The following is a 24,799-nucleotide window of genomic DNA, read 5'->3' as shown; positions in this document are numbered from 1 at the left end:
CCGGCCTGCATGGCGTTGAAGGCATTGGCCATTTGGCCCACCTCATCGCCGCTGTTCAATTCGGCGCGCGCGGACAGGTCGCCGCTGCGCTCCACGTGCAGCATCACGTCCTTCAACTGGTGCAGGTGGCTGAGGATGAAGTGGATCAGCAGTTGCGAAGCTGCTAGCAGGAGCAGCATCAGCACGAAGACGCACACCGCGTAGGCACCGGCCCGGTCCTCGAACACCTGCCACAGGCTCGGCGCCTGCGCGGTCACCGCCACGCGCTGGCCGGCGACTTCCTGGACCCAGGCGCCGATCACCGGCGAGTCGGCCCACAGCGCATCGTGCTCCAGTTCCGTCCAGCCGCGGGCGGAGGACGACAAGCCCAGTGGCGGTTGGCCGCTGGCGGGGAAGGGCAGCAATTGGGCATCACGCGGCAGCGGTGTGCCCGCCGGCCAGGTAGCCAGCAGTTGTGCGCGTGCCTGGGCTGCCTCGCGCGCGGCGTCGGCGCGACCGGCCTGTTCCTGCTGCATGGCGAACAACACCAGCAACAGCGTGGTGAAGAAGGCCACCAGGTTGACGGCCCAGAACTTGTATTTCAGGGAGAGATTGCGAATCCACGCATCCATGGCGAACTTCTTCATCGACTGATGGGATGGCACAAGGCCGCTATCATGCATGCGGCATTTCGTCCCCGCTTGATCCGGGTCAAGAGAGCCGCCGCTGCTCTTTATAGCGGTTGAGATTAGGCGATCTTTAGCGCGCCGCGCGCAATGCCACCAGGGCTACACCGAGCGTGGTGCACAGGGCTGCCAGTAACATGGACGCCGAGCCTTGTTCGCCGAGCAGGAAGATCGCCACCGCTGCGCCGGTAATCGCTGTGACCGAGCCGATCTGGCTCAGGTACACCGCGCCGGCCACCTTCTGCAGCACGAAGTAGAGCGCGTACATGCCGGCGAACAGTGCCACCTCGGCGGCCAGCCACCAGGCTCCGGCGGCCTGCTCCCAGGCCGGGCGCAGTTCCACGCCGAACAGTCCCAGCGGCAACAGCAGCAGGGCGCCGGCCAGCAGCATGCCGGGCGCCAGCTGCAGCGGGCGCGCGCCTTCCGGCCAGTGGCGCGAGCGGTAGACGTTGCCGATGGCCAGGAACACCGGCATCACCAGCGTCGCCAGTACCCAGAGCAGCGGGCTGTCGCCGCTGCCGAGCTTGCCCAGGGCGAGGATCAGGCTGCCCGCCAGGCCGATCAGGATGCCGAGCAGGCGCAGGCGCTGCAGACCCTCCATGCGCAGGGCCAGGGCCAGCACATAGGTCAGCAGCGGCGGGAAGGCCAGGCACAGCGAGGCGAAGCCGGCGCCGACATGGGGGATGGCGCTGAACAGCAGGGCATTGGGCAGGCTGATACTGACCAGCCCGGAGATCAGGTAGTAACGCAGATAGGGGCGACTCAGGCTCGGCGCCTCGCCGCGGGCCAGCGCCAGCAGGCAGAGCAGGCCGCCGGCGCCGAGCAGGCTCCACAGCAGCAGGGCCACCGGTGGCCAGCCACTGGCGGCGGCCAGTTTGGCGACATTGCCGATCAGGCCGAGCAGACTGCCCACGGCCAGCAGCAGGAACAGGGAAAGCCAGGGGCGCGACATGACGCTCACCTCGGGTTAGGATGGCTGCATTCTTGATGATAAGTATCTTGATGGCAAGATAATTGGAGCCGCCCATGCATGACCGTGCGCAAACCGCCGCCGACCAGTGGCGCCAGCAGCGTCCCGACCTCGATCCCGCGCCCATGGCCCTGCTGGGGCGCTTGAGCGAGCTGAGCCAGCTGATCAGCCGCGATCACTTAGTGCCGTTCTTCACCGCCCACGGCCTGCAACCGGGCGAGTTCGACCTGCTGGCCACCCTGCGCCGTGCCGGCGAGCCCTATGCGCTGATGCCCACCGCACTGTACGAGGCGGCGATGATCTCCTCCGGCGGCATGACCAGCCGCATCGACCGCCTGGAGAAGGCCGGGCTGATCGAGCGGCGCAAGCACCCGAGCGACCGACGCGGCGTGCTGGTGGCGCTGACCGACGCCGGCTTCGCCCTGATCGACGGCATCATGGCGTCGCACGTGGCCAACATGCAGCGCCTGCTGGCGGGGTTGGATGAAGCCGAGCAAACCCAGCTGTTCGACCTGCTCGGCAAGCTGCTCGCCGGCCTGCCGCCAGCCGGGCGCTGAGCCGCGCGGTTTCACGCCGGGCCGTGCAATCTGCGACAATCGCCGCCCGCCCTCGCCAGACCGCCGCGTTGCAATGACCGACTTCCACACCTTGCAGAAGAACCTCGACCAGGCCATGCAGGCCGATCGCCACCGCCTGCGCCGCCAGTTGCACGAGCTGCAGAAGCAGACGCCACAGGACGAGGCCAGGCTGGCGCAGTGGCTGGAGCGCTTCCAGGCGTCAGTGGCCAAGGTCGAGGCGCGCCGGCAGAGCATCCCGGCGATCCGCTACGACGACGCCCTGCCGATCGCTGCCAAGCGCGACGAGATCAAGAAGGCGCTGGAAAAACACCAGGTGCTGGTGATTGCCGGCGAGACCGGCTCGGGCAAGACCACTCAGCTGCCGAAAATCTGCCTGGAGCTGGGCCGCGGCGTGCACGGCCTGATCGGCCACACCCAGCCGCGCCGCCTGGCCGCTCGCAGCGTGGCGACCCGCGTGGCCGAGGAGATCGGCACGCCGTTGGGCGAGCTGGTCGGCTACCAGGTGCGCTTCGAGGACCATTCCGGCGACGCCAGCCTGATCAAGCTGATGACCGACGGCATCCTGCTGGCCGAAACCCAGCACGACCGCTTCCTGGAAAAGTACGACACCATCATCGTCGACGAGGCCCACGAGCGCTCGCTGAACATCGACTTCCTGCTCGGCTACCTGAAGACCCTGCTGCCGCGCCGCCCCGATCTCAAGCTGATCATCACCTCGGCGACCATCGATCTGGAGCGCTTCAGCAAGCACTTCAATAACGCCCCGATCATCGAGGTGTCCGGGCGTACCTATCCGGTGGACACCTGGTACCGCCCGCTGGCCGCCGAGGTGGACGAGGAGGGCGAGAGCCTGCTCGACGACCTGACCGTCGACCAGGGCATCCTCGCCGCGCTGGACGAGATCGCCGCCCACGAACGGGCCGAAGGCAAGCGCCCCGGCGACGTGCTGGTGTTCCTCCCCGGCGAGCGCGAGATTCGCGAGGCCGCCGAGGTGCTGCGCAAAGCCAACCTGCGCCTGACCGAGGTGTTGCCGCTGTACGCGCGGCTGACTCCGGCCGAGCAGCAGAAAATCTTCGCGCCGATGGGCGCACGCAAGATCGTGCTGGCCACCAACGTCGCCGAGACTTCGCTGACCGTGCCGGGTATCCGCTATGTGATCGACTCCGGCACCGCGCGCATCAGCCGCTACAGCTACCGCGCCAAGGTGCAGCGCCTGCCCATCGAGGCCATCTCCCAGGCCAGCGCCAACCAGCGCAAGGGCCGTTGCGGCCGAGTCGAACCGGGCATCTGCATCCGCCTGTACAGCGAGGAGGACTTCCTCGCCCGCCCCGAATTCACCGATCCGGAAATCCTGCGTACCAACCTGGCGGCGGTGATCCTGCAGATGCTGCACCTGCGCCTGGGCAGCATCGAGGACTTCCCCTTTATCGAGCCGCCAGATGGCAAGGCCATCAGCGACGGCTTCAACCTGTTGCAGGAACTCTCGGCGGTCAACCGCGAGGGCCAGCTCACCCCGTTGGGCCGCCAACTGGCGCGCCTGCCCATCGACCCACGCCTGGGTCGCATGGTGCTGGAGGCAGCCAAGCTCGGCAGCCTGGACGAGATCCTCATCGTCGCCTCGGCGCTGTCCGTGCAGGACCCGCGCGAGCGGCCGATGGACCGCCAGCAGGCGGCCGACCAGGCGCATGCGCAGTGGAAGGATGTGGATTCCGACTTCGCCGCGCTGATCAACCTGTGGCGTGGCTTCGAGGAGAAGCGCCAGGAGCTGGGCGCAAACCCCTTGCGCAACTGGTGCAAGAAGAACTTCCTGAATTACCTGCGCCTGCGCGAGTGGCGCGACGCGCATCGCCAGCTGGTGCTGATCGCCCGCGAACTGCAGCTGTCGGCGAGCCAATCGGAGAGTAGGCGTGGGAGCGGCCTTCAGGCAGCTGATCGCGGCCAAGGCCGCTCCCACAAAAGCGCGCCGCAGCCCACCACCGATACCAAGGTCAATGTCATCGTCCGCGAGCAGGCCGAGGCCAGCGAGGCGGCGCAGCGCGCCAAGAGCTACGCGGCTGTGCACAAGGCGATTCTGTCCGGCTTGCTTAGCCAGATCGGCCAGAAGAGCGAAGACGGCGACTACCTCGGCGCGCGCCAGCGGCGCTTCTGGATTCATCCGTCGTCGGTGATCGGGCGCAAGAAGCCGGCCTGGGTGATGACCGCCGAGCTGGTGGAAACCACCAAGCTGTTCGCCCGCATGGTGGCCAAGATCGAGCCGGACTGGATCGAGCCGCTGGCCGGCCACCTGATCAAGAAGAACCATTTCGAGCCGCACTGGGAGAAGCGCCGTGGCCAGGTGGTGGCCTTTGAACAGGTCACCCTCTACGGCCTGATCGTGGTCGGCCGCCGCCCCGTGCATTTCGGCCCGGTCGATCCGGTCGCCTCGCGTGAGCTGTTCATCCGCGAGGGCCTGGTGCGCGGCGAGATCAATAGCCGCGCCCGCTGCCTGGCGGCCAACCGCGAGCTGCTCGAACGCCTCGACGAGCTGGAAGCCAAGGCCCGCCGCCGCGACATCCTGGCCGACGAGGAAACCCTCTACGCCTACTACGAGGCGCGCATCCCGGCGGAGATCCACCAGGCCGCGACCTTCGAGCACTGGTACAAGAGCGAAGGCGCGAAGAGCCCGCAGCTGCTGATCATGCGCGAGGAAGACGTGCTGGCGCGCGATGCCAAGGAAGTGACCGCCGCGCAGTACCCGGACATTCTCCAGCTCGGTGAGCTGCAACTGCCGCTGACCTACCACTTCGAGCCCAACCACCCGCGCGACGGTGTGACCCTGCGCGTACCGGCGCCGCTGCTGCCGCAACTGCCGGCGGACCGTCTCGAATGGCTGGTGCCGGGCCTGATCGAGGCCAAGGCCGTCGCCCTGGTGCGCGGCCTGCCCAAGGCCATCCGCAAGAACTTCGTGCCGGTGCCGGACTTCGTCGGCGCGGCCCTGTCGAAGATTGCCTTCGGCCAGGGCTCGCTGCCCGAGTCGCTCGGTCGTGAGCTGACCCGCATGACCGGTGCCCGCGTGCCCGAAGAGGCCTGGGGGGAGTCGGCGCAGCAGCTGGAACACCACCTGAAGATGAACATCGAAGTGGTCGATGCGCGCGGTAAGTTCCTTGGCGAAGGCCGCGACCTCGCCGAGCTGTGTGCGCGCTTCGCCGAAGCCAGCCAGGCCGCCCTCGCCATTCCGCAGCAGAAGCAGGAACAGAAGCCGGTCGAGGCCAAGGCCTTCGCCCAGGTCGCCGAGAAAACCCAGCAGAAGATTGCTGGCCTCTCCATGACCGTGTTCCCGGCCCTGGTGGAAGAGGGTGGGGTGGTCAAGGAAGGCCGTTTCCCGACCCAGGCCGAGGCCGACTTCCAGCACCGCCGCGCGCTGCAGAAGCTGCTGTTGCAACAACTGGCCGAACCCGCCAAGTACCTGCGCGGCAAGCTGCCGGGCCTCACTGAGCTGGGCCTGCTGTACCGTGAGATGGGCCGGCCCGAGGCGCTGGTCGAGGACATCCTGCTGGCCAGCCTCGACGCCTGCATCCTCGACGGCGAAACGACGCTGCCGCGCGATGGCGCCGCCCTGGCGCAGCTGGCCGAGCGCAAGCGTGGCGACTGGACCGGCCACGCCGAGCGCATCGCCAAACTCACCCTGGACATCCTCAAGCTCACCCACGGCCTGCAGAAGCGCTTCAAGGGCAAGATCGACCTGGCCCAGGCCATGGCCCTCAACGACATCAAGCAGCAGCTGGCCAACCTGGTTTACCCCGGTTTCGTGCGCGAGACCCCGGGCGAGTGGCTGAAGGAGATCCCGCGCTACCTCAAGGCCATCGAACAGCGCCTGGACAAGGTCGCCAGCCAAGTGCAGCGCGACCGCGTCTGGACCGGCGAGCTGAGCGCCGCCTGGGAGCAGTACCAGGCACGCGCCGCCAAGCACGCCCAGGAGGGCAAGCGTGACGCCGAGCTGGTGCTGTATCGCTGGATGCTCGAGGAGTACCGGGTGTCGCTGTTCGCTCAGCAACTGGGCACGAAAATGGCAGTATCCGATAAGCGCCTGGCCAAGCAGTGGAGCCAGGTGGAGGCTTGATGGCATTCTGAGCTCATGTCGGCGGCGCCACTGCCGACATAAGTGAGCCGCAGCAGGGCGGCACGCACTGGACAGGAGCGCCCAGGTGACCTTGATCCACAGGCTGACACGGACGCTGGACCCGTTGCACGGCTTGCCGCAGGCGACGCGCCAGGAATTTGCCTGCTGGTATCGTCAGGCCAAGCTGCCGCAGGTACGCCACCTCGCCTTCCTGACCATGGCGCTGTACCTGATCTACGCGCTGATCGAGCAGAACGTGGCGCAGGATCAGCTCGGCCTGCGCCTGCTTGCGCATGGCCTGCTGGTGCCGCTGGCGCTGCTCGCCGTGGGCGTGCTGAGCTACTTCGAGGCCTGGCACCGCTGGATGCTGGCCATCCTCTGCGTGGCGCCGGTGGGCTCGGTGGCCGCCAACCTGGCGTTCAACTACGGCAAGCCGGATTTCGCCTACTTCGTACCCGAGATCTACCTCAACCTGATGTGGACCTTCACCGTGTCCGGCCTGACCCTGCGCCAGGCCACGCTGACCGCGTCGGGCTCGACCCTGGTGCTGCTCCTGGTCACCCTGCCGGATGCCCTGCAGCCGGGCGTGCAGCGCCTGCACTGCATCTGGGTGCTGGCCTCGCTGTCGTTCGGCGCGTTGTGCGCCTTCATGCTCGAGAAGGCGCACAAGACCATGTTCCTGCACCAGAGCCGGCTGGCCCTGAGCGCCAGCCTTGACGGGCTCACCGGGCTGTGGAACCGCGCGCGCATCGACCAGCTGTTCGCCGAGGAGTTCGCCCGCGCGCGTCGTTACGGCACGCCGTTCTCGGTGATCCTGCTGGACATCGACCACTTCAAGCACGTCAACGACGACCACGGCCACACGGTGGGCGACAGCGTGCTGCGCCAGTTCGCCACGCTGCTGCGCGACAACGTGCGCAGCGTGGACAAGGTCGGCCGCCTGGGCGGCGAGGAGTTCCTCATCATCCTGCCGGAGATCGACGCGTTGCAGGCCCAGGCCGCCGCGCGCACCCTGCAGGAACGCATCCGCCAGTTCGATTTCGACACCGTGGTGCGCAAGACCGCCAGCTTTGGCGTTACCCACTACCACGGCGATGAGGACCCGCAAAGCATGCTCGACCGTGCCGACCGCGCCTTGTACCGAGCCAAGGCCAACGGCCGCGATCGCATCGAAGTGCTCTGAAGCGCTTTGTCACCCACTGGGACTCGACCCTCGCCGAGCGTTCAGGCAAGGTGGCGCTCCTCCGCTATTCACTCAGGTAGACCATGTTCGAAATCCAGCCCATGAGCCCCGAGCTCTACCGCCAGCAGACCCGCCGCAGCACCTTCGTGGTCATCGCCATCTTCCTGGTGCTGGCCATGCTCTGCGCCACCGCCAGCACCCAGCTGTTCGGCGGCCCGCCCGGTGACAACTTCAAGTGGAACCTGCTCGGCGTGCTCAGCGGCCTGGCCCTGACTGTGGCCGTAGTGCGCCAGCAGCTCTGGCACCGCCCGTTCATGGCCGCTGCCGCCTACGGCTGGGCGCTCAAGCGCAGCCTGATGCGCGTCACCAATGTCATGCACCACGTCAGAGCCGGTGTGGCCGCCGGGGACGAGACCGCCATGAAGCTGCTGCGCTTCTACCACCTGGGGGTGGTTCAGATGCACCAGCTCGATGGCAACAGCAGCGAGCTGAGCCAGATGACCCGCGAAATCGACACGCACCGCGAGGCCATGGAGCAGCGCCGGCTGGACACCGAGCAGAAACGCCTCGACCTGGCCTGGCTGGAAGCGGTGAAGCGCCACAAAGCCTGAGTCGAGCGCGCTTTACCCGCGCAGGGGCTTTCTCTTAGAGTCGGCTGCAGTCACTTCGTGAGCACTCCGATGCCCCTCATGCGTTTGCTCCTGCGCCTCCTGCTGGGCGCATCGTTGCTCGCTCCCGGCCTGGCCGGCGCCACCTGCGTGGTATCGCTGCGCTGGGACAACGACCCGCCCTACAGCATGCAGCTGGCCGATGGTTCCATCGGCGGCATTTCCGTCGACAGTGCCCGCCGTGTGCTGCATGAGCTGGGTTGCGAGGTCCGCCTGGTACGCCTGCCCTGGGCCAGGGCGCTGCGCGAGCTGGAGCAGGGGCGCCTGGATGTACTTACCGGCGCCTTCCGCAAGCCCGAGCGTGAGGTCTATGCGCACTTCTCCGGCGTCGTCGAGGAGCCCTCGCGCAACATCCTGTTCATGAGCCACCAGGCGGCCGCGCGCTGGTCGGTCACTGAACTGCTGCAGCTGCGCGACACGCCATTCCGCCTGGGTGCGCAGATTGATGTGTCCTACGGGCCCGGTTATCAGGCACTGCTCCAGGAGCCTGCCTTCCATGAGCGCATGGAGTTCAGCGCGAACCGCGCCAGCCTCTGGCGTATGCTCGGTAAGGGCCGCCTCGATGGCGTAATCGCCGACGAGCACACTGGCCAGCAGGAGCTGATGGAGCTGGGCCTGAGCGAGCAGATCCGGGCGACGCCGGTGGTGGTGTCCAGCGAGGGGGCGGAGGTCGCTTTCAGCAAGAAGAGCCTGTCCGCCGAGTTCGTTCAGCGCTATGCCGAGGCCCTGCGCCGGCAGATTGCCGAGGGCCACTATGCGCGCATCCAGGCGCGCTACCTGCAGCGCTGAGCGCTTCCTTAGCGGGCGATGTCCTTGATGTAGAGCGCTTCCACCTTTTCCCGCGCCCAGGGCGTCTTGCGCAGGAACTTGAGGCTGGATTCGAGGCTGGGGTCGTGGGTGAAGCAGCGGATGGCGATGAGCTGGCCGAGGCGCTCCCAGCCGTGTTTGTCGACCAGGGCCTGGAGGATGGCTTTCAGGGTCAGGCCATGAAGAGGGTCGTTGCTCATCGGGATCTTGCTCAGGGCTGGCGAGGGAGTTGGAGCGGGGCACTGTACCTCCCCTCTCCCGTTTACGGGAGAGGGGTAGGGGAGAGGGGCTCTAGTTCGTGCCGATACTATTTATCTACTTGCTTACTGCACTGATTCCGCCCTGCTGGGCGGGTCACTTTTGTCAGTCGCGACAAAAGTAACCAAAAGCGCTTGCCCCGCCATCCGGCCCTGCGCTTCGCTCCGGGTTCGTTCACTCCATCGCTGCTCCGAGGGTCGGCTTACAAGGGCCGTCCCTGGCCCTTTAAGCCTTTCGCCGCATCCATGCGGCTCACCCCTCTACGCAACGATTCCGCTCACCCTCCTGAAGGGGCGTTTGGAGCTGCCTGACAGTCATGTGCCTTCTCCAGCTCTCACGCTCCGCGTGGGAGCTGATCCCGCGACGCTCCGCGTCACAGCCCTGCCGACCCGTATAAACCAACGAATGGACGCAGGAGCATCAACGGCTGCGCTCCCACGCGGAGCATGGGAACGATCAATGCGCGCAGCGCCAGTAAAAGCCATCAGGCAACTCGGAGCCCGAACCCCGTCAGGAGGCCGAGTGGAGGTGTTGCGCAGGGGGACGCGAGGCAGGACGCCGAGCGAGGAACGAAGGGACAGGGACGTCCCTTCGTGACGGCCCCCGGAGCGGCACCGGAGCGAGGGGAGTTTGGTGGCGTAGCCGCCAAACCCGGATGTCGGGTGCCCTTCTTCTTTGGTTACTTTCTTGTTGGGCAAGCAACAAGAAAGTGACTCGCCGTACAAGGCGAAATCTGGCGTTCCAGCCGAGGAAAGTGCGGCGATTTGGCACTGATGCGTCGGCCGCTAAATCGTGGTCTGTCCCTGATTATCCTGTTTTTGTGTCTTGAGATAATTGGTTAGTTATATTTTGAGATCCTAGACTCAAGTGCTTTGCATAGGTTTTCTGTAGTACTGAGGTGGTGTTTGTTTATTGCGGTGTGTCCATGCTTTTCGACAGATTCAGATACCATCGTCTTTAGCTTTTTAAGAGTGCTGGGTGTGAATAGCTTGCTTTGGGATTTGAAGGTTTCGGCAATTCTGGTAGACCACTTCATTTTGCTTCTTGTGAATGTGGCGTCGTTTAGGAGGTTTACGCCAAATTCTGCAAGAACGGAGTCGCTGTAAATTTTGGGGTCAACAAGGTCTTCAAACTCTGCTTCGATCTTGCCTTTGCAGTTTGCTAGATGGATCTCAAATTCTTTAAGGCTTCCTTTGTCGAGTTGCCCTTGTGCGGCAGTTCGGCCGGATTGGTCGTCATCAATGAAGGCATGTATATCGCACATTATTCCTTGATAAAGATGAACATTGAATGAGAGTTTTGATGCTCCATCTAAGGATTTTATTATAAGTAGGCCTTCTTTAAGAGCTCTCTTTAGAGGAGTGGATGAGGTTTCCAAGATAGATCTAATGGATATGGCATCTGTGTCACCCTCAACTAGTAAAACTAATCGAGCGTGATGAAGGTTGTCCGAAACTCTTACTCCTAGTATCTCGCGAACTTCATCTATCTGTTTTGCTGGTCTGACGCTATTGTTGTCGATGACAACGTTTGAGTTGATATTTGCTCTATTGACAAAGACGGGGCAGTGAGTTGTTATTATTACTTGGTGTTTTTGTGAGAGGTCATCGATAATGTCTTTGAGTCGATGGATGGCTCCAGGGTGCAAATGAGATTCTGGTTCTTCAAGTGCTAATATTTTAGATTCTACTGAGTCCCCAACTCCTTGAAGAAGGCTAATGGCTGCCAAGCTTTTGACACCATCACCCTTTCTCTCTATGGAGGTTTTAATTCCGTCATCAATTACAATGTCGCACTTGGTGAGTGCTCGTCTGCGTGCCTCGCTTGATACTGTAACACTGACGCTTTCAATTTGTGGTACGAACTCTCTCAGAGGGGTTGTAATTAAATTGGATATTTTTTCAAGTATAGGCTCTTGGAGGTTGGCAATATCCTCCATTGCTTTTTGATATCGTTCGTCTTTCTCTAAGGCTGCGAGCTCGTTTGCAACCATTTCCTCAACAACCTTCACCGCTTCACCGGCAGTTCTTATTGCGGGGATGTAGTTATATTCTAGTCTTTCGGCGATAAATAAGCATATTTTTGAAGAATTCTTGGAGATGGTGGCTGATCCCGGGCCGCTTTTAACTACCTTGAGGTCGTAATCTGCGCCATTTGCAATGGTGATCTCAATTGGTAGGCTGCCGTTGACTCTACTTCCTATGCGTTCATAAAGTTCTTCAATCTCATTGGAGTCCAATGAGAACTCAAGGCGCAGTACGCATGGCGCTGGTCTGTTTCGTGACTGAAAAGATATCGGAAAGTCTTTTTCCCACTCGAAGCCAGCGCGCCTCAATATCATGCGGCCGGAGTCTATTGATCTTAGCTGTCGTGATCTTTTGGCGGGGTATTGCTTTATTAGTTCGAGTCCGAGAGTTAGTGCGTGGAGAACGTTTGATTTTCCCTCGTTATTTTTTCCGACAAGAACTGATGATTGGGATAGGGCAATTTTGTGGGCCTTGGTAATGCTTCGATAATTTTTTATAGAGAAACTTAGCAGTCTCATTTGTGTTGGCTCTTAAGATGGCTTGGTAATGGTGTGGTTTTCTATAGCGGGCTGATGTTTTATTGATTTGATATTCCCGCCTTGCCTACCAGTTTCCCCACCGGCACCATCCCCCAGTACCGGCTGTCATTCGAGTCATTCCGGTTATCCCCCAATACAAAAAACTCCCCCTCCGATACCACTCGCTCTGCCATTTCCGAGGTGCTGGGCTTCCGATCTTCCGGCCTGTCCAAGATATAAGGCTCTACCAGCGCCTTGCCATCGATGAACACCGTGCCGCCGCGAATGGCTACTCGCTCGCCGGGCAGCCCGATCAGGCGTTTCACGTAGGTGATTTGCGGCATCTTTGGATGGCGAAACACCACCGCATCACCGCGCTGCGGCTGGCCAAGGTGATAGGCCCAGGCATTGGCGACGATGTGGTCGCCCGCGACCAGCGCCGGCGCCATCGAGTTGGCAGCAAGGGTTAAGGGGGCGATACCCAGCAGCCGCAGGCGCGGGTCCTGGCTGGGCACGGAGAGGGGGTTGACGAAATAGGTGCCGGCCACCAGCCGGGCCAGCGTGGAGAAGAGTTGCCAGAAGCCAAGGCGCATCGCGCTTCCCTCTACTACCGAGCCCTTCGAGAGGGCCTACTTCCGTTGTAGTCGCGTGGCGCCGACGGCTGGCGCATCGCCATTAGTGTTTCCGGAACTTAGCCAATCGAGGGGGAGGTACGCAAGCTGTCCATGCGTTCAGCTTGCGCGCAGGTCGCGGCCCCTTCCTTGGTCCGTATCGAGAACACAAGAGGACGGATTTGTTAATCGACAAGACTGACCACTTCTGGCCATCAGGGGTCTCCTGACGGTTGTTCATAAAGGTACTGGCGGACATAGACGGTGGGAAAGTACCGTTTAGTTGTCATTCCGACCTCTATGAGTGTCCTATCAACCGCAGGCAGAAGCTGTCATATCGACCTATATGCTTATCAAGTAATTGAAATTAAGAAGAAAAATACCTGGCACGAAAGCTGAGTGACTCCAGGCGCAATGCCCAACTCAGGAGTACTCAGATGAAACACCTTGCCTTGCTTGCTTTCACAACCGGCCTGTTGGCCATGCAATCCCTCCAGGCCGCTGAGGTGGTGGCGGAGCGGGAAGAAAACGCGGTCGGCACCGGTTTCGGTGGGTTGACCGGGCTGATGGTCGGCGCCGCCGCCGGTGGGCCGGTTGGGGCTGTAGTCGGCGCGGCCGTGGGTGGCTGGTCCGGGGCGCAGGTGCAGCGCGCTAGCGGGCAGAGTGGCACCGCCTACCGGGTGCGTGACGAGGCCGGTGAGAAGCGCTGGGTGCGCTCGCCGCAGCGGCGCTTCGAACGTGGTCAGCAGGTCGACCTGCGCCAGGGCCGGCTTTATTCCCATTGATCCTGACGGCGCTCCGGGCCAGGCCCGGAGCGGCCCCTTCTTCTCGGCTTTCGAGGTAAGTGATGAACAATGAATTTGAACAGCGCCTGGCGGTAGTGACGGGCGCCAGTTCCGGTGTCGGTCTGGCCGTGTGTGAGCAACTGCTTGAGCGTGGCGCACGGGTGCTGGCGATGTCGCGCAGCCTGGGCGAACTGGCGCCACTGCTGGAACGCTATCCTCAGCGGCTTTACTGGCATGAGGGCGACGTGACCCGCGAGGCGTCGCTGCACGCCCTGGCGGCGGGCGCCGCCGAGCTGGGGGAGGTGCATTACCTGGTGCCCAATGCGGGCATCGCCCGGTTGGCGCCGGGCAGTGACCTGCAGGCGTTCGAGGCTCAGTGGCGGGTCAACGGCGCCGGCGCAGTGAACACCTTCTACGCATTGAAGGCGCAGTTGGCACAGCCGGCGTCGGTGGTGTTCATCAGTACCTTCCTGCGCCAGCTTGGCTTTGTCGGCCTGGGCGCCTACATCGCCAGCAAGGCGGCGCTGTCCGCGCTGGTGCGCAGCTTGGCGCTGGAGCATGCCGGCGAAGGCGTGCGCCTGAACCTGGTATCGCCGGGGCCGACGGCCACGCCGATCTGGAACAGCCTGGGCCTGCCGGACGAGGCGCTGGCCGGTGTGGCCAGCGAGGTCAATACGCGCCTGGTGGATGGCGAGTTCCTCAGCGCCGCGGCGGTGGCCGAGGTGGTGCTGTTCCAGCTGTCCCAGGGCGCCCGTGGCGTGTATGGCCAGGACTGGGTGGTGGACAAGGGCTACACCTTGCGCTGAAAGGCTGTGGCACGCGGCAGCGTGCCATCGGCTTCAGCCCTGGCGCACCAGCAGGCGCACCAGACGCTGGGTCAGCGGCGCTACCAGCAGTACGGTCGGGAAGGCGAACAGCCAGGCCGTCAGCCAGGCGCCCAGCCAGATGCCCATGAACGGCGGCCCCAGCCCGCTGGCACGCAGGGTGGCGATAGCCGAAACCAGCAGCGACATCAGGCCGGAGAGGATCAGGGCGAACAGCTGCGGGGCGTACCTGGGCGGGATCATTCGGCGCGCTCCAGGCTGGCGCCGGCGTGCAGGCGCAGCAGGGTGTGGGCGAAGTGCTGGCCGAACAGGTGCGCCGTCTTGATATCGCCGGGGGCGAAGGCGTGGCCGGGGGAGGCCTTGTCCGCCTGGGCCATCAATCCTGACCAGGAGCCCAGGCGGTTGGCCGCCTCGTCATAGGGCACGCCCTGGTGCTGCTCGGGCAGGATCGGGTTGCCGACCCAGAGCATGCCGTGCTGCATGCAGAAGGTGAACATCGACAGCAGGGTGGACTGCTTGTCGCCGGCCGGCAGCGCCGACACGGTGAAGCCGGCCGCCAGCTTGCCGCGCAGGCGCTGCTGGCGCCACAGGCCGCCGGTGGCGTCCATCAGCGCCTTGAGCGGTGCCGAGACGCCGCCGAGGTAGGTGGGCGAGCCGAGGATCAGGCCGTCGTAGGCGAGCAGGTCTTCGGGGTGTGCGAGCAGGTCCTGGGCCTGCAGCAGGTCGGTCTGCAGGCCGGCGACCTGCTGGATGCCGTCACCGATGCAGCGGGCGATGTGTTCGGTGTGGCCGTGGGCGCTGTGGTACAGGATGGCGATGCGGTGCATGACGAATACTCCGTTTACAGGGCGGCGATCAGCGCGGCGCTCAGGTACAGGCCGAGGCCGAACACGCCGTGGTTGGCGATGCTGCGCAGGCAGTTGCGCAGCGGCGTTGGCGTTTTCGATGAGGCGATGCCGGCGCCCATGGCCGGCTGGATCAGCAGCAGCGGCACGGCGACCGTGGCGATGCCCAGGGCCAGCGCCGGCAGCAGGCTGGGGGCGGCCGCCCAGGCCGGGCCGGTGAGTGCCAGCAGCAGGGCGGCGAAGGCGATGCCGGTGGCGTAGTGCATCGCCCAGCCGAGTGCCCGTTCGCCACGGATGGGCGCGGAGCGGGCAATGGCCGCGTGCATCACCTGGCCGCGTGGCAGATGGCCGACCCAGCGGCCGATAAAGGCGAAGTTGAGGGTGGGGATGCCGCATTTGTTCAGGAGCAGCAACCAGGCGTCCATGACCAGGGTGGCGCCGGCGCCGATGGCGGTGAGCAGCAGGATGTCTTGCACGGGAACCTCGCAGGAGTCGTTCAGGGGGGTGAAACGACTCTACGAGTTCAAGTTGACTTGAGGTCAACAGGTTTTCTTGCGGGGTGCCGACCGACGGTTCAGCGCTGTCTCTGCCACAGACGGAAGGCCGGTTCGGCAAGGAACAGCACGCACATCAGGCGCAGTACCTGCAGCCCGGTGATCAGTGGCACCGATAGGGCCAGGGCCTCGGCGGTCAGGCTCAGCTCGGCGATGCCGCCGGGCATCATGCCCAGCATCAGCGAGCGCTGATCCAGCGCACCCAGCCAGCCGAGGGCCTCGGCGGCTAGGGCGGCGGCGCACATGGCCAGCAGCGTGGCGGCCAGCACCAGGGCGAGGAAGCGCGGTGCGCGGCGGAAGAACTCGCGGCTGAAGTGGCAGCCCAGGGCGCTGCCGATCAGCCACTGGCCCAGCTCGCTGGTACCGGACGGCAGGCTCAGCGGCTGGTCCAGCCAGACCGCGCCGCCGGCGGCGAACAGGATCGGCCCGAGCAGCCAGGGGTTGGGCTGGCGCAGGCGCTGGCCGAGCAGGGCCAGCAGCGCGCCGCCAATCAGCAGTGCAACCAGCGCCAGGGGCTGACTGTGGCTGTGCGCGTGCGCCAATGTCGGTGCGGCGCCCAGCCACCACTGGAACAGCGCCGGCACCAGGAGCACCACCAGGAGCAGGCGCAGGCTCTGTCCGGCCGCCACCTCGCCGGCCTGGGCGCCGTTGCGCTGGCCGAGGTTAACCATCTCGCTGGCGCCGCCGGGCATGCTGGCGAAGAAGGCGGTGGCGCGGTCGTGGCCGGCCGCGCGCAGCAGGGCAATGCCGATCAGGCTGGTGAGGCTGGTGAGCAGGGCGCCGGCCAGCAGCAGACCGCCGTGGGCCAGCACCTGCTCCAGCACCGCCGGGCTGAAGTGCAGGCCGATGCCGGTGCCCACCAGCCACTGCCCGCCCTTGCGCGCGCCGGGCACTTCGCGCAGGTCCAGGCCGCCCAGGCAGCGCAGCAGAATCACCGCCAGCAGGGAGCCGACCATCCATGGCAAAGGCCAGCCGATCAGGCTGGCCAGGGCGCCGCCGGCCGCACCGGCCAGCGGCGTGAGCCACCACTTAGGCATGCGCGGCACGCAGCGAGCGGCGCTTGCGCAGCCAGCGCAGGCCGGGCAGGGCCAGCATCAGCAGGGCCAGGCCCCACAGCGCGACGGTGATCGGGCTGGACCAGAGGATCGCCAGGTCGCCGTTGCTGATCGACAGGGCGCGGCGCAGGTTGGATTCCATCAGCTCGCCGAGGACGAAGCCGAGGATCAGCGCCGACAGCGGGAAGTCCATCTTGCGCAGCAGGTAGCCGAACACACCGAGGCCGATCATCAGCACCAGGTCGAAGGTGGTGCTGTGCACCGCGTACACGCCGACCAGGCTGACGATGGTGATCGCCGGCACCAGGATCCAGCTCGGCACGCTGAGCATGCGGGCGAACAGGCCGACCAGCGGGATGTTCATCGCCAGCAGGATGACGTTGCCGATGAACAGCGAGGCGATCAGGCCCCAGACCACGTCCGGCTGCTGCTCGAACAGCAGCGGGCCGGGGGTGATGTTGTACAGGGTCAGGGCGCCGATCATCACCGCGGTGGTGCCCGAGCCCGGCACGCCGAGGGTCAGCATGGGGATCAGCGAGCCGCAGGCCGAGGCGTTGTTGGCCGCTTCCGGTGCCGCCACGCCGCGCAGGTCGCCGTCGCCGAAGCGGCCGTTGGCCCCGGCCATGCGCTTCTCGCTCATGTAGGTGATGGCGCTGGCAATGGTCGCGCCGGCGCCCGGCAGCACGCCGATGACGAAGCCGGCCAGCGAGCTGCGCAGGGTGGTCCACCAGACCGAAGCGAACTCCTTGAAGTTGAACAGCATGCGCCCGCTGGCCTTGACTGCCTTCTGCCCGCTGGTGGTGTGTTCGAGCATCAGCAGCACCTCGCTGACGCTGAACAGGCCGATCACCACGATGACGAACTGGATGCCGTCGGACAGGCCGACGCTGTCGAAGGTGAAGCGGTAAACCCCGGTGGTGGCGTCCACCCCGACCGTGGCCAGGCCCAGGCCGATCAGCGCGGCGAGCAGGGTCTTGACCGGTTTGTCGCCGACCATGCCGCCCAGGCAGGCGATGGCGAACACCATCAGCACGAAGTACTCGGCCGGGCCGAAGGCCACCGCCCAGTTGGCCAGGATCGGCGCGAACAGGACGACGCCGATGGTGGCGATGGTGCTGCCGATGAACGAGCTCATGGCCGACAGCGACAGGGCGATGCCTCCCTTGCCCTGGCGCGCCAGCGGGTAGCCGTCGAGGGTGGTCATGATCGCTGCGGCGTCGCCCGGTACGTTGAGCAGGATGGCCGAGATACGCCCGCCGTACTCGCAGCCCAGGTACACGGCGGCCAGCAGGATCAATGCGGTCTCCGGCGGCAGGCCGAGGGCGAAGGCCAGCGGCAGCAGGATCGCCACGCCGTTGATCGGGCCCAGGCCCGGCAGCAGGCCGACCACGGTGCCGACGAAGGCGCCGAACAGCGCCACCAGCAGGTTGACCGGCCGGGTGGCCACGTCGAAGCCCTGCATCAAGAAATTCAGCGTTTCCATTTCAGCTCTCCACGAAGGCGGCGAACAGGCCGAGCGGCAGCGGCACGTCCAGCAGGTAATCGAACAGGCCATACAGCAGGGTGCCCATCAGCAGGCCGCTGAGGGCGCTGGGCAGCAGGCGGCCGCCGAACAGCAGGCCGAGGCCGAAGCCGGCCAGGGCGGTGCTGAGCACGAAGCCCAGTGGCTCGAACAGCAGGGCGTAGGCCAGCAGGGCGCCGATGCACAGGGCGACCTTGCGCGCCAGCGCCCAGGAGATCGGCAGGGTCGGCTCGCCGCTTGGCTTGCACAGTAGCCACAGGGCGGCGGCGGCCATCAGTGCCAGCAACAGCAGGGGGTAGGCACGTGGGCCGACCGGGTCATAGGAAAAGGGCGCCTGGAAGCCCCAGGCGACCACGGCGAGAAAGGCGCAGACGAGCAGCCACACCGCAGCGAACAGGCGGACGTACATGGTGGTATTCCTGAGCAAGGATGGTGGTTCCCCTCTCCCGCCGGGAGAGGGGCTAGGGGTGAGGGGCATGCGATGCCCTCACCCGGCCCTGTGGGACACCCTCTCCCGGGGGGAGAGGGGAGGCCTTACTGGACCAGGCCGAATTCGCCGGCCAGGGTCTTGTAGTCCTGCACCTGCTTGAACACGTAGGCCTTCAGCTCGTCGCCGGTCATGCTCAGGGGGAACAGGTCGCGCTGTTCGCGCAGCTTGGCGAACTCGGGGCTGGCCAGCAGGGTGTCGAACTGGCCCTTCCACCAGGCGTAGTCCGCATCGCTGACTTCCGGGCCCATGTAGAAGCCACGGATCACCGGCCAGGTGATGTCGTAGCCCTGCTCCTTGGCGGTCGGCAGGTTGGCCAGCTTGCCCGGCAGGCGCTGCTCGGAGAGCACGGCGATAACGCGGATCTTGTTCGCCGCCAGTTGCGGGGTGACTTCGCCGAGGCCGCTGGAGGTGACCTGGACATGACCGCCGAGCATGGCGGTGAGGGTTTCGCCGCCGCCCTCGAAGGCCACGTAGCGCAGCTTCTGCGGGTCGATGCCGGCAGCGCGGGCGATCAGCGCGGTCTGCATCCAGTCCTGGCCGCCGATGGTGGCGCCTGCGCCGAAGACGATGCTGCCCGGGTCCTTCTTCAGCGCCTGCACCAGGTCGTCGAGGGTCTGGTAGGGCGAGTCGGCGCGTACGCTGATGGCGCCGTAGTCGGTGCCGATGCCGGCGAGCCAGCGCACGGCGTTCTCGTCATAGCGGCCGAACTTGCCCTGGGCCAGGTTGAGCAGGGAGCCGGAGGAGAACGCGGTGATGGTCCCGGCGTCCTTCGGCCGTTGCGCCACCACGGCGTTGTAGGCTACCGCACCGACGCCGCCAGGCATGTAGGTGACGCGCATCGGCGCCTGGAGCAGGCCGTTGTCCTTCAGGCCGCTCTGGGCCAGCTTGCAGGTCAGGTCGAAACCGCCGCCGGGCTTGGCCGGGGCGATGCACTCGGGGCGCTTGGGCTCGGCCAGCAGCTGGCTGCTGAGGGCGAGGGCACCGAGGGCCAGGGCGATATGCGACAAGGCAGTCTTCATGATCTTTCTCCTGTGGAGTTTTATTGTGGCTTACCAGATCGGCAGGCTGTAGCCGACGATCAGACGGTTTTCGTCCGCGTCGCGGGCGAAGCTGGAACGGAAGCTGGCGTTGCGCAGGCGCACGTAGAGGTCCTTGAGCGGACCGCTCTGCACCACGTACTTGAACTCGATGTTGCGTTCCCACTCGCGGCCTTCTTCATCACTGCCGCTGACCTGGGCGTTGTCGCCCTTGATGTAGCGGGTCATGAAGCTCAGGCCGGGCACGCCGAGGCCGGCGAAGTCGAAGTCGTAGCGGGCCTGCCAGGAGCGCTCGTCGGCGTTGGCGAAGTCGTTGATCTGCACGAAGTTGACCAGGAAGGGGTCGCTGCCATCGAGGTAGGCGAAGCCGGTGTCGCCGGTCAGGTGCTGGTAGCCGAGGCCGACCTTGTGGCCGCTGTGGGCGTAGGAGACCAGGCCGTTCCAGGCGTTGTTGTCGACCTTGCCGGCCTTGGCCGAGCCGCTGTCGTCGCTGATCGAGACGCGCAGGTCGGCGCTCAGGGTGCCGCCGCCCAGAGGCTGGCTGGCGAGCAGACCGAGGAAGTGCTGGCGGTAGATGTCCTCGACGTCGGCGTAGTAGTAGCGCCCGGTCAGGCCCTTGGCGAAGCTGTAATCGAAGCCGGCCAGGTCCATGTGCTCGGCCGTCACGCCGCTGGCGAAGCGGCTGTTCTTGCTGTTGAGGATGAGGTCCTCGGAGTTGGTCGAGGCGCGGTCGATCACCTTGTCCAGGCGCCCGCCGGTGAAGCTCAGGTTGTCGATGTCGCTGGAGGTCAGCAGGCCGCCCTCGAACACCTGCGGCAGCAGGCGGCTGTCGCTGGCCTTGACCACCGGCAGCTCGGGGATGTGCGAGCCGTAGCGGAACTCGCTTTCGGCGAGCTTGACCTTGGCGGTCAGGCCGAGGCGACCGAACTGGTCCGGGGTGCCGCCGTCGTCCTGCACCGGCAGCAGATCGGTGCCGGTGCGACCCTTGCCGGAGTCGAGCTTGAGGCCGAGCATGCCGAGGGCGTCGAGGCCGAAGCCGACGGTACCGTCGGTGTAGCCGGAGCGGACGTCGAGCAGGAAGCCCTGGCCCCATTCCTCGCGCTTGTTCTGGCCATCGCCTTCACGGAAGTCGCGGTTGAGGTAGATGTTGGTGGTGGTCAGGGTGGCGCTGCTGTCTTCGATGAAAGCGGCATGCGAGGCGGGCGCCAGGGCGCAGGCGAGCAGGGTGAGGCTGAAGCGACGAACAGGCGCCGAGGCCTGCCGATGGGCAGATCGCATCATGTGGTCTCCGATTGTTGTTCTTGTCACGCCGGGGCAACCACGCTCCCGGCGTTTTACGGGTGGATCGAGCCACCCTGGTCGCGATCCTAGGGGGCGAAACTTTCGCCAGGCTTTCAGGGTGAAAGAAACCGGCGGCGCCCTTCACAGGCCGCCCGCGCTGGTTAAACTCGGCGCATAACGACAAGACTTCGGAGTGTGCTGCCGTGCGAATCCTGCTGGTCGAGGACCATCTGCCCCTGGCCGAGAGCGTGGCCCAGGCCTTGCGCGGCGCCGGACTGACCGTCGATGTGCTGCACGACGGGGTGGCCGCCGAGCACGCCCTGGCCAGCGAGGACTACGCCCTGGCGGTGCTCGACGTGGGCCTGCCGCGGCTCGACGGTTTCGAGGTGCTGGCGCGCGTGCGCGGACGCGGCAAGACCCTGCCGGTGCTGATGCTGACCGCACGCGGCGAGGTGAAGGACCGTGTGCATGGTCTCAACCTGGGCGCCGACGACTACCTGGCCAAGCCCTTCGAACTCACCGAGCTGGAGGCGCGGGTCAAGGCGCTGCTGCGCCGTAGCGTGCTCGGCGGCGAGCAGCAGCAACGCTGTGGCGCGCTGGTCTACGACCTGGGTACCCGGCGTTTCACCCTGGGCGCGCAGTTGCTCAACCTGACCTCGCGCGAGCAGGCGGTGCTGGAGGCGCTGATCGCCCGCCCCGGACGGGTGATGAGCAAGGAGCAGCTGGCCGACCAGGTGTTCGGCCTGGACGAGGACGCCAGCCCGGATGCCATCGAGATCTACGTGCACCGCCTGCGCAAGAAGCTGGAAGGCGATGCGGTGCGCATCGTCACCTTCCGTGGCCTGGGCTACCTGCTGGAAGCCACCGGTGACTGAGCTGGCGGCGGGCAGCCTGCGTGGCCGGCTTTTGCGTCGGCTGGCCATCCTGCTGGCCATTCCGCTGCTGATCGGCAGCCTCAGCGCCTACTGGAATGGTCGCCATGCCGCCGACGCGGCCTACGATCGCACCCTGCTGGCCTCGGCGCGGGCCATCGCCGACGGACTCTACACCGAGGATGGCAAGCTGCGCGCCGACGTGCCCTACGTGGCGCTGGACCCTTTCGCCTATGACCTGGAGGGACGCATCTTCTATCAGGTCAGCGACCTCGAGGGGCGCGTGGTGTCCGGCTACGACGGTCTGCCGCCGCCGCCGCCCGGCACGCCGCGTACCGATGACTACCCGGCGCTGGCGCACTTCTATGACGGTGAATTCGATGGCGTCGGCGTACGCCTGGTCAGCCTGCTGCAGCCGGTTTCCGAGCCGGGGATGAACGGCATGGCGGAAATCCGCGTGGCCGAGACCGACGTGGCGCGGGTGCGTATGGCCCGTGGCCTGCTGCTCGATACCCTGTGGCGCATGGGCCTGCTGGCACTGATCACCCTGGCCCTGGTGGGGCTGGCGGTGAGTGCCGCGCTGCGTCCGCTGGAGCGCCTGCGCACGGCGGTGGAAGAGCGCCAGCCGGACGACCTGCAGCCGCTGCCGATGGTTCAGGTGCAGGACGAGCTGCGCCCGCTGGTGGCCTCGCTCAACCACTTCACCGAGCGTCTGCGCCAGCAGTTCGAACGCCAGGCGCAGTTCATCACCGACGCCTCCCACGAGCTGCGCACGCCGCTGGCGGCGCTCAAGGCGCGCATCGAGCTGGGCCTGCGCGAGCGCGAGCCGGCGCTGTGGCACAGCACCCTGGAGAAGGCGGCGCAGAGCACCGACCGCCTCACCCACCTGGCCAATCAGCTGCTGTCGCTGGCGCGTATCGAGCGTGCCGCCCGCGCCGTGGCCGAGGGCGGCGCCGAGCGGGTCGAACTGGCCCAGCTGGCCCGCGAGCTGGGCATGGCCCTGGCGCCTCTGGCGCACCAGCGTGGCATCGCCCTGGCACTGGAAGCGCATACCGAGGTGTGGCTGCGCGGCGAGCCGATGCTGCTACACGAGCTGATCTACAACCTGGTGGACAACGCGCTGGCTCATACACCGGGTGGCAACGTGGTGGTGCGGGTGCTGGCGCCGGCGCTGCTGGAGGTGGAGGACGATGGCCCCGGCATTCCGCCGGAGGAGCACGCGCGGGTATTCGAGCGCTTCTATCGGCGCAATCCGCATGCCGGCGGGGCCGGGCTGGGGTTGGCGATTGTCGGCGAGATCTGCCGCGCCCATCGCGCCGAGATCGAGCTGGGGCAGGGCGCGCTGGGCGGCTTGCGGGTGCGGGTGAGTTTTCCGCCGGCCTATTAGTAGGTCAGGCTCAGCGGCTGCTGGATTTCCAGCAGGTACTGGCTGACCTTGCCGCTGTCCTGCAGGGCCTTGAGGCCGCGGTTGAAGCGCGCCATGCGTTCGGCGTTGCCGGGCACCTGCTTCGAGAGCAGCAGGTGCAGGCTGTCGCTGCGCAGTGGCAGCGGATGGAAGGACAGGCGCAGGCGCTCCTCGCGGCTGAACTGGCTGTGCAGCATGTCGAAGGCCACCACCTTGTCCATCGGGAAGGCATCTAGGCGGCCGGCCAGCAGCATGCGCAGGCCCTGCTCTTCGCTGCTCAGGCGCTTGACCTTGAGCAGGCCGTCGCGCTCGGCCTGCTGGAAGGCCTGGCCGTAGTCATAGTCGATGGCGCCGCCGAGGCGCAGCGGCGCGAGGTCGGCGGCCTGTTGCCAGTTGAGGGGGCGGTCCTTGCGGTGGAACAGGTAGAAGCCGCTCTCCACCACAGGGTCACTGATGTAGAAGGTCTTCTCACGTTCGGGGCTGCGCAGCCACACGGCGCTGCCATCGCTCTTGCCGCGCTCGGCGCTGCGCAGGGCGCGAGCCCAGGGGTAGAACTCCCACCTGACCCGGATGCCTTCCAGGGCGAAGGCCTCCTCGACGATGCGCGAGGCAACGCCGTGGTGGGGCAGGTTCTGGCCGAGGTAGGGGCTCCATTCGCCGTTGGTCAGGCGGACTTCATCGGCCGTGGCGGCCAGCGGCAGGAGCAAGGCGAACAGCAGTGGCAGCAGGCGCATGAGATATTTCCTTACCCAGAACCCAGCATTGCGACCCCGATTCCTTCGGGGCCGTGGCGTGCTTCCGTTGACGCCGCCCGGCGCGCGCCGGGCTTGCTTGCAGTCTAGTCAGGATCAGCCTTGCCGGGGTGGGGCGGGCGACGGAGGGTCGCCCGTGCCTCACTGCAGCATGCTGGTGGCCGCTTCCATGGCGGCGGAGAGATCTTCGTCGGCCTGCATGTCGACATTCGGGTCGAGGCCGAGCTTGGCGAAGGCCGGAATCTGGCTCCAGTCCAGCTGGGTGTAGGGGTGCTCGCTGCCCAGGTAGCTCTGCAGGGTGGCGACCTGAACGATATCCACGTAGTCCACTTTGGCCGAGTTGCGGCTGAAGTTCAGGTGCTGGCTGGGCACGATGGCGATCGGCTCGGGGAACTCCCACGCACGCAGGATGCGGTCGCCGATGATCGGATGGATCTTCTCGATCACATGGTTGAGGCTGATCGAGTCGGCCAGCAGCGCGTTGTTCTCTTCGGCATAGGTGAGGATCGGCAGCACGCCGATCTGGTGGACCAGGCCGGCCAGGGTGGCCTGATCGGGCATCAGCTTGGTGTAATGGCGGCACAGGACGTGGCAGATACCGGCGATCTCGGTGCTCTTGTTCCACACTTCGCGCATCTTGCGGTCGACCACATCGCTGGTGGCCTGGAACATCTGCTCCATGGCTAGGCCGGTGGCCAGGTTGCAGGTGTAGTTGATGCCCAGGCGGCTGACGGCCATCTGGATGTCGGTGATTTCCTTGCTGGTGCGCAGCAGCGGACTGTTCACCACCTTGATGATGCGCGCGGTGAGGGCTGCGTCGTTGCCGATCACTTTGCTCAGGGCAGGGATGCTGACATTCGGGTCTTCGGCCGCTTCGCGCACCTTCAATGCGACTTCCGGCAGGGTCGGCAGTACCAGTTCATCGTTCTCGATGGCCTGGATCAGTTCTTCCTGGACTTTCTCGGCAAGCTTGCTCATTTCGCTTCTCGGGTC

The 24,799-nt window shown here is 65.5% G+C and carries 23 protein-coding genes and 1 pseudogene; 9 read left to right on the top strand and 15 right to left on the bottom strand.

Features of this window, described 5'->3' with window-relative positions; translation table 11 throughout:
- Positions 1-17: 17 nt before the first annotated feature.
- Positions 18-179, bottom strand: a pseudogene (locus ACOAPY_RS15355) (HAMP domain-containing protein); the annotation flags it as partial.
- A 559-nt stretch (positions 180-738) separates the two neighbouring features.
- The gene (locus ACOAPY_RS15350; protein ID WP_076579380.1) at positions 739-1,617 is read right to left on the bottom strand and encodes a DMT family transporter; all 879 of its coding nucleotides are present in this window, start codon (positions 1,615-1,617) and stop codon (positions 739-741) included.
- A 74-nt stretch (positions 1,618-1,691) separates the two neighbouring features.
- Here ACOAPY_RS15350 and ACOAPY_RS15345 point away from each other — a divergent pair, with 74 nt between their 5' ends.
- From ACOAPY_RS15345 to ACOAPY_RS15325, 5 genes are all read left to right on the top strand, one after another.
- The gene (locus ACOAPY_RS15345) at positions 1,692-2,192 is read left to right on the top strand and encodes a MarR family winged helix-turn-helix transcriptional regulator (RefSeq protein WP_465153868.1); all 501 of its coding nucleotides are present in this window, start codon (positions 1,692-1,694) and stop codon (positions 2,190-2,192) included.
- A 73-nt stretch (positions 2,193-2,265) separates the two neighbouring features.
- Positions 2,266-6,312, top strand: a complete 4,047-nt coding sequence (hrpA, locus tag ACOAPY_RS15340; RefSeq protein ID WP_465153867.1) for an ATP-dependent RNA helicase HrpA — start codon at positions 2,266-2,268, stop codon at positions 6,310-6,312.
- A gap of 85 nt (positions 6,313-6,397) precedes the next feature.
- Positions 6,398-7,495, top strand: a complete 1,098-nt coding sequence (locus tag ACOAPY_RS15335) for a GGDEF domain-containing protein (protein WP_465153866.1) — start codon at positions 6,398-6,400, stop codon at positions 7,493-7,495.
- 83 nt (positions 7,496-7,578) lie between these two features.
- A complete protein-coding gene (locus tag ACOAPY_RS15330) occupies positions 7,579-8,106 on the top strand; it encodes a DUF3087 domain-containing protein (RefSeq protein WP_465153865.1) in 528 nt (175 codons plus the stop codon).
- A 69-nt stretch (positions 8,107-8,175) separates the two neighbouring features.
- Entirely contained in the window at positions 8,176-8,952 is a 777-nt protein-coding gene (locus tag ACOAPY_RS15325) for a substrate-binding periplasmic protein (protein WP_465153864.1), read from the top strand.
- An 8-nt stretch (positions 8,953-8,960) separates the two neighbouring features.
- On the opposite strand, the gene ACOAPY_RS15320 is transcribed toward ACOAPY_RS15325, so the two are convergent.
- The 3 genes from ACOAPY_RS15320 to lepB all read right to left on the bottom strand — a co-directional run bounded on the left by ACOAPY_RS15320 (position 8,961) and on the right by lepB (position 12,366).
- The gene (locus ACOAPY_RS15320) at positions 8,961-9,176 is read right to left on the bottom strand and encodes a VF530 family protein (RefSeq protein WP_465156826.1); all 216 of its coding nucleotides are present in this window, start codon (positions 9,174-9,176) and stop codon (positions 8,961-8,963) included.
- 890 nt (positions 9,177-10,066) lie between these two features.
- Positions 10,067-11,773: an ATP-dependent nuclease gene (locus ACOAPY_RS15315; RefSeq protein ID WP_465153863.1), complete on the bottom strand. Its 1,707-nt coding sequence runs from the start codon at positions 11,771-11,773 to the stop codon at positions 10,067-10,069.
- Positions 11,774-11,832: 59 nt separating this feature from the next.
- Positions 11,833-12,366, bottom strand: a complete 534-nt coding sequence (lepB, locus tag ACOAPY_RS15310; protein WP_465153862.1) for a signal peptidase I — start codon at positions 12,364-12,366, stop codon at positions 11,833-11,835.
- Between the two features lie 455 nt (positions 12,367-12,821).
- Between lepB and ACOAPY_RS15305 the strand changes: the two genes are divergently transcribed.
- Together ACOAPY_RS15305 and ACOAPY_RS15300 are read left to right on the top strand one after the other, a co-directional pair.
- Positions 12,822-13,169 (top strand): hypothetical protein, encoded by a 348-nt coding sequence (locus tag ACOAPY_RS15305; protein WP_465153861.1) that lies wholly within the window; start codon positions 12,822-12,824, stop codon positions 13,167-13,169.
- Between the two features lie 62 nt (positions 13,170-13,231).
- A complete protein-coding gene (locus tag ACOAPY_RS15300) occupies positions 13,232-13,975 on the top strand; it encodes an SDR family NAD(P)-dependent oxidoreductase (RefSeq protein WP_465153860.1) in 744 nt (247 codons plus the stop codon).
- A gap of 33 nt (positions 13,976-14,008) precedes the next feature.
- Here ACOAPY_RS15300 and ACOAPY_RS15295 read toward each other — a convergent pair whose 3' ends face one another.
- The 8 genes from ACOAPY_RS15295 to ACOAPY_RS15260 all read right to left on the bottom strand — a co-directional run bounded on the left by ACOAPY_RS15295 (position 14,009) and on the right by ACOAPY_RS15260 (position 20,774).
- Positions 14,009-14,236 carry a DUF2798 domain-containing protein gene (locus ACOAPY_RS15295; protein WP_465153859.1) on the bottom strand — a complete coding sequence of 76 codons (228 nt, stop codon included), beginning with the start codon at positions 14,234-14,236 and terminating at the stop codon, positions 14,009-14,011.
- A complete protein-coding gene (locus ACOAPY_RS15290; protein ID WP_465153858.1) occupies positions 14,233-14,820 on the bottom strand; it encodes a flavodoxin family protein in 588 nt (195 codons plus the stop codon). Before ACOAPY_RS15290 ends, ACOAPY_RS15295 begins: the two co-directional genes overlap by 4 nt.
- 14 nt (positions 14,821-14,834) lie before the next feature.
- Positions 14,835-15,314: a DUF2938 domain-containing protein gene (locus ACOAPY_RS15285; protein WP_465153857.1), complete on the bottom strand. Its 480-nt coding sequence runs from the start codon at positions 15,312-15,314 to the stop codon at positions 14,835-14,837.
- A 98-nt stretch (positions 15,315-15,412) separates the two neighbouring features.
- The gene (locus ACOAPY_RS15280) at positions 15,413-16,438 is read right to left on the bottom strand and encodes an AbrB family transcriptional regulator (protein ID WP_465153856.1); all 1,026 of its coding nucleotides are present in this window, start codon (positions 16,436-16,438) and stop codon (positions 15,413-15,415) included.
- Complete coding sequence (locus ACOAPY_RS15275; protein ID WP_272793121.1) at positions 16,422-17,930, bottom strand: tripartite tricarboxylate transporter permease; 1,509 nt, start codon at positions 17,928-17,930, stop codon at positions 16,422-16,424. Before ACOAPY_RS15275 ends, ACOAPY_RS15280 begins: the two co-directional genes overlap by 17 nt.
- A gap of 1 nt (position 17,931) precedes the next feature.
- Positions 17,932-18,378 carry a tripartite tricarboxylate transporter TctB family protein gene (locus ACOAPY_RS15270; protein ID WP_465153855.1) on the bottom strand — a complete coding sequence of 149 codons (447 nt, stop codon included), beginning with the start codon at positions 18,376-18,378 and terminating at the stop codon, positions 17,932-17,934.
- 125 nt (positions 18,379-18,503) lie between these two features.
- Entirely contained in the window at positions 18,504-19,478 is a 975-nt protein-coding gene (locus tag ACOAPY_RS15265; protein WP_465153854.1) for a Bug family tripartite tricarboxylate transporter substrate binding protein, read from the bottom strand.
- A 30-nt stretch (positions 19,479-19,508) separates the two neighbouring features.
- On the bottom strand, positions 19,509-20,774 hold the full coding sequence (locus ACOAPY_RS15260) for an OprD family porin (protein ID WP_465156824.1): 1,266 nt from the start codon (positions 20,772-20,774) through the stop codon (positions 19,509-19,511).
- 206 nt (positions 20,775-20,980) lie between these two features.
- Here ACOAPY_RS15260 and ACOAPY_RS15255 point away from each other — a divergent pair, with 206 nt between their 5' ends.
- Both ACOAPY_RS15255 and ACOAPY_RS15250 read left to right on the top strand, forming a co-directional pair.
- A complete protein-coding gene (locus ACOAPY_RS15255) occupies positions 20,981-21,652 on the top strand; it encodes a response regulator (RefSeq protein ID WP_076579358.1) in 672 nt (223 codons plus the stop codon).
- A gap of 1 nt (position 21,653) precedes the next feature.
- The gene (locus ACOAPY_RS15250) at positions 21,654-23,036 is read left to right on the top strand and encodes a sensor histidine kinase N-terminal domain-containing protein (RefSeq protein WP_465156822.1); all 1,383 of its coding nucleotides are present in this window, start codon (positions 21,654-21,656) and stop codon (positions 23,034-23,036) included.
- Here ACOAPY_RS15250 and ACOAPY_RS15245 read toward each other — a convergent pair.
- Both ACOAPY_RS15245 and ACOAPY_RS15240 read right to left on the bottom strand, forming a co-directional pair.
- Positions 23,033-23,788 carry a substrate-binding periplasmic protein gene (locus ACOAPY_RS15245; RefSeq protein WP_465153853.1) on the bottom strand — a complete coding sequence of 252 codons (756 nt, stop codon included), beginning with the start codon at positions 23,786-23,788 and terminating at the stop codon, positions 23,033-23,035. The genes ACOAPY_RS15250 and ACOAPY_RS15245 overlap by 4 nt on opposite strands.
- A 159-nt stretch (positions 23,789-23,947) precedes the next feature.
- Entirely contained in the window at positions 23,948-24,784 is an 837-nt protein-coding gene (locus tag ACOAPY_RS15240; protein WP_076579355.1) for an HDOD domain-containing protein, read from the bottom strand.
- Positions 24,785-24,799: the final 15 nt, after the last annotated feature.

It is taken from the genome of Pseudomonas stagnisoli (assembly GCF_048595745.1).
GTDB classification, from domain to species: Bacteria; Pseudomonadota; Gammaproteobacteria; order Pseudomonadales; family Pseudomonadaceae; genus Aquipseudomonas; species Aquipseudomonas alcaligenes_A.
Note: the sequence above shows the minus strand (reverse complement) of the source record. Positions and strands in the feature narration are given on the sequence as shown.

Excerpts from the sequence above, each read along its gene's own strand:
- ACOAPY_RS15275 (WP_272793121.1), bottom strand. The coding sequence starts at position 17,930 with ATGGAAACGCTGAATTTCTTGATGCAGGGCTTCGACGTGGCCACCCGG.
- ACOAPY_RS15325 (WP_465153864.1), top strand. The coding sequence starts at position 8,176 with ATGCCCCTCATGCGTTTGCTCCTGCGCCTCCTGCTGGGCGCATCGTTG.
- ACOAPY_RS15240 (WP_076579355.1), bottom strand. The coding sequence starts at position 24,784 with ATGAGCAAGCTTGCCGAGAAAGTCCAGGAAGAACTGATCCAGGCCATC.
- lepB (WP_465153862.1), bottom strand. The coding sequence starts at position 12,366 with ATGCGCCTTGGCTTCTGGCAACTCTTCTCCACGCTGGCCCGGCTGGTG.
- hrpA (WP_465153867.1), top strand. The coding sequence starts at position 2,266 with ATGACCGACTTCCACACCTTGCAGAAGAACCTCGACCAGGCCATGCAG.
- ACOAPY_RS15260 (WP_465156824.1), bottom strand. The coding sequence starts at position 20,774 with ATGCGATCTGCCCATCGGCAGGCCTCGGCGCCTGTTCGTCGCTTCAGC.
- ACOAPY_RS15350 (WP_076579380.1), bottom strand. The coding sequence starts at position 1,617 with ATGTCGCGCCCCTGGCTTTCCCTGTTCCTGCTGCTGGCCGTGGGCAGT.
- ACOAPY_RS15265 (WP_465153854.1), bottom strand. The coding sequence starts at position 19,478 with ATGAAGACTGCCTTGTCGCATATCGCCCTGGCCCTCGGTGCCCTCGCC.
- ACOAPY_RS15330 (WP_465153865.1), top strand. The coding sequence starts at position 7,579 with ATGTTCGAAATCCAGCCCATGAGCCCCGAGCTCTACCGCCAGCAGACC.
- ACOAPY_RS15295 (WP_465153859.1), bottom strand. The coding sequence starts at position 14,236 with ATGATCCCGCCCAGGTACGCCCCGCAGCTGTTCGCCCTGATCCTCTCC.
- ACOAPY_RS15245 (WP_465153853.1), bottom strand. The coding sequence starts at position 23,788 with ATGCGCCTGCTGCCACTGCTGTTCGCCTTGCTCCTGCCGCTGGCCGCC.
- ACOAPY_RS15290 (WP_465153858.1), bottom strand. The coding sequence starts at position 14,820 with ATGCACCGCATCGCCATCCTGTACCACAGCGCCCACGGCCACACCGAA.
- ACOAPY_RS15270 (WP_465153855.1), bottom strand. The coding sequence starts at position 18,378 with ATGTACGTCCGCCTGTTCGCTGCGGTGTGGCTGCTCGTCTGCGCCTTT.
- ACOAPY_RS15305 (WP_465153861.1), top strand. The coding sequence starts at position 12,822 with ATGAAACACCTTGCCTTGCTTGCTTTCACAACCGGCCTGTTGGCCATG.
- ACOAPY_RS15300 (WP_465153860.1), top strand. The coding sequence starts at position 13,232 with ATGAACAATGAATTTGAACAGCGCCTGGCGGTAGTGACGGGCGCCAGT.
- ACOAPY_RS15315 (WP_465153863.1), bottom strand. The coding sequence starts at position 11,773 with ATGAGACTGCTAAGTTTCTCTATAAAAAATTATCGAAGCATTACCAAG.
- ACOAPY_RS15345 (WP_465153868.1), top strand. The coding sequence starts at position 1,692 with ATGCATGACCGTGCGCAAACCGCCGCCGACCAGTGGCGCCAGCAGCGT.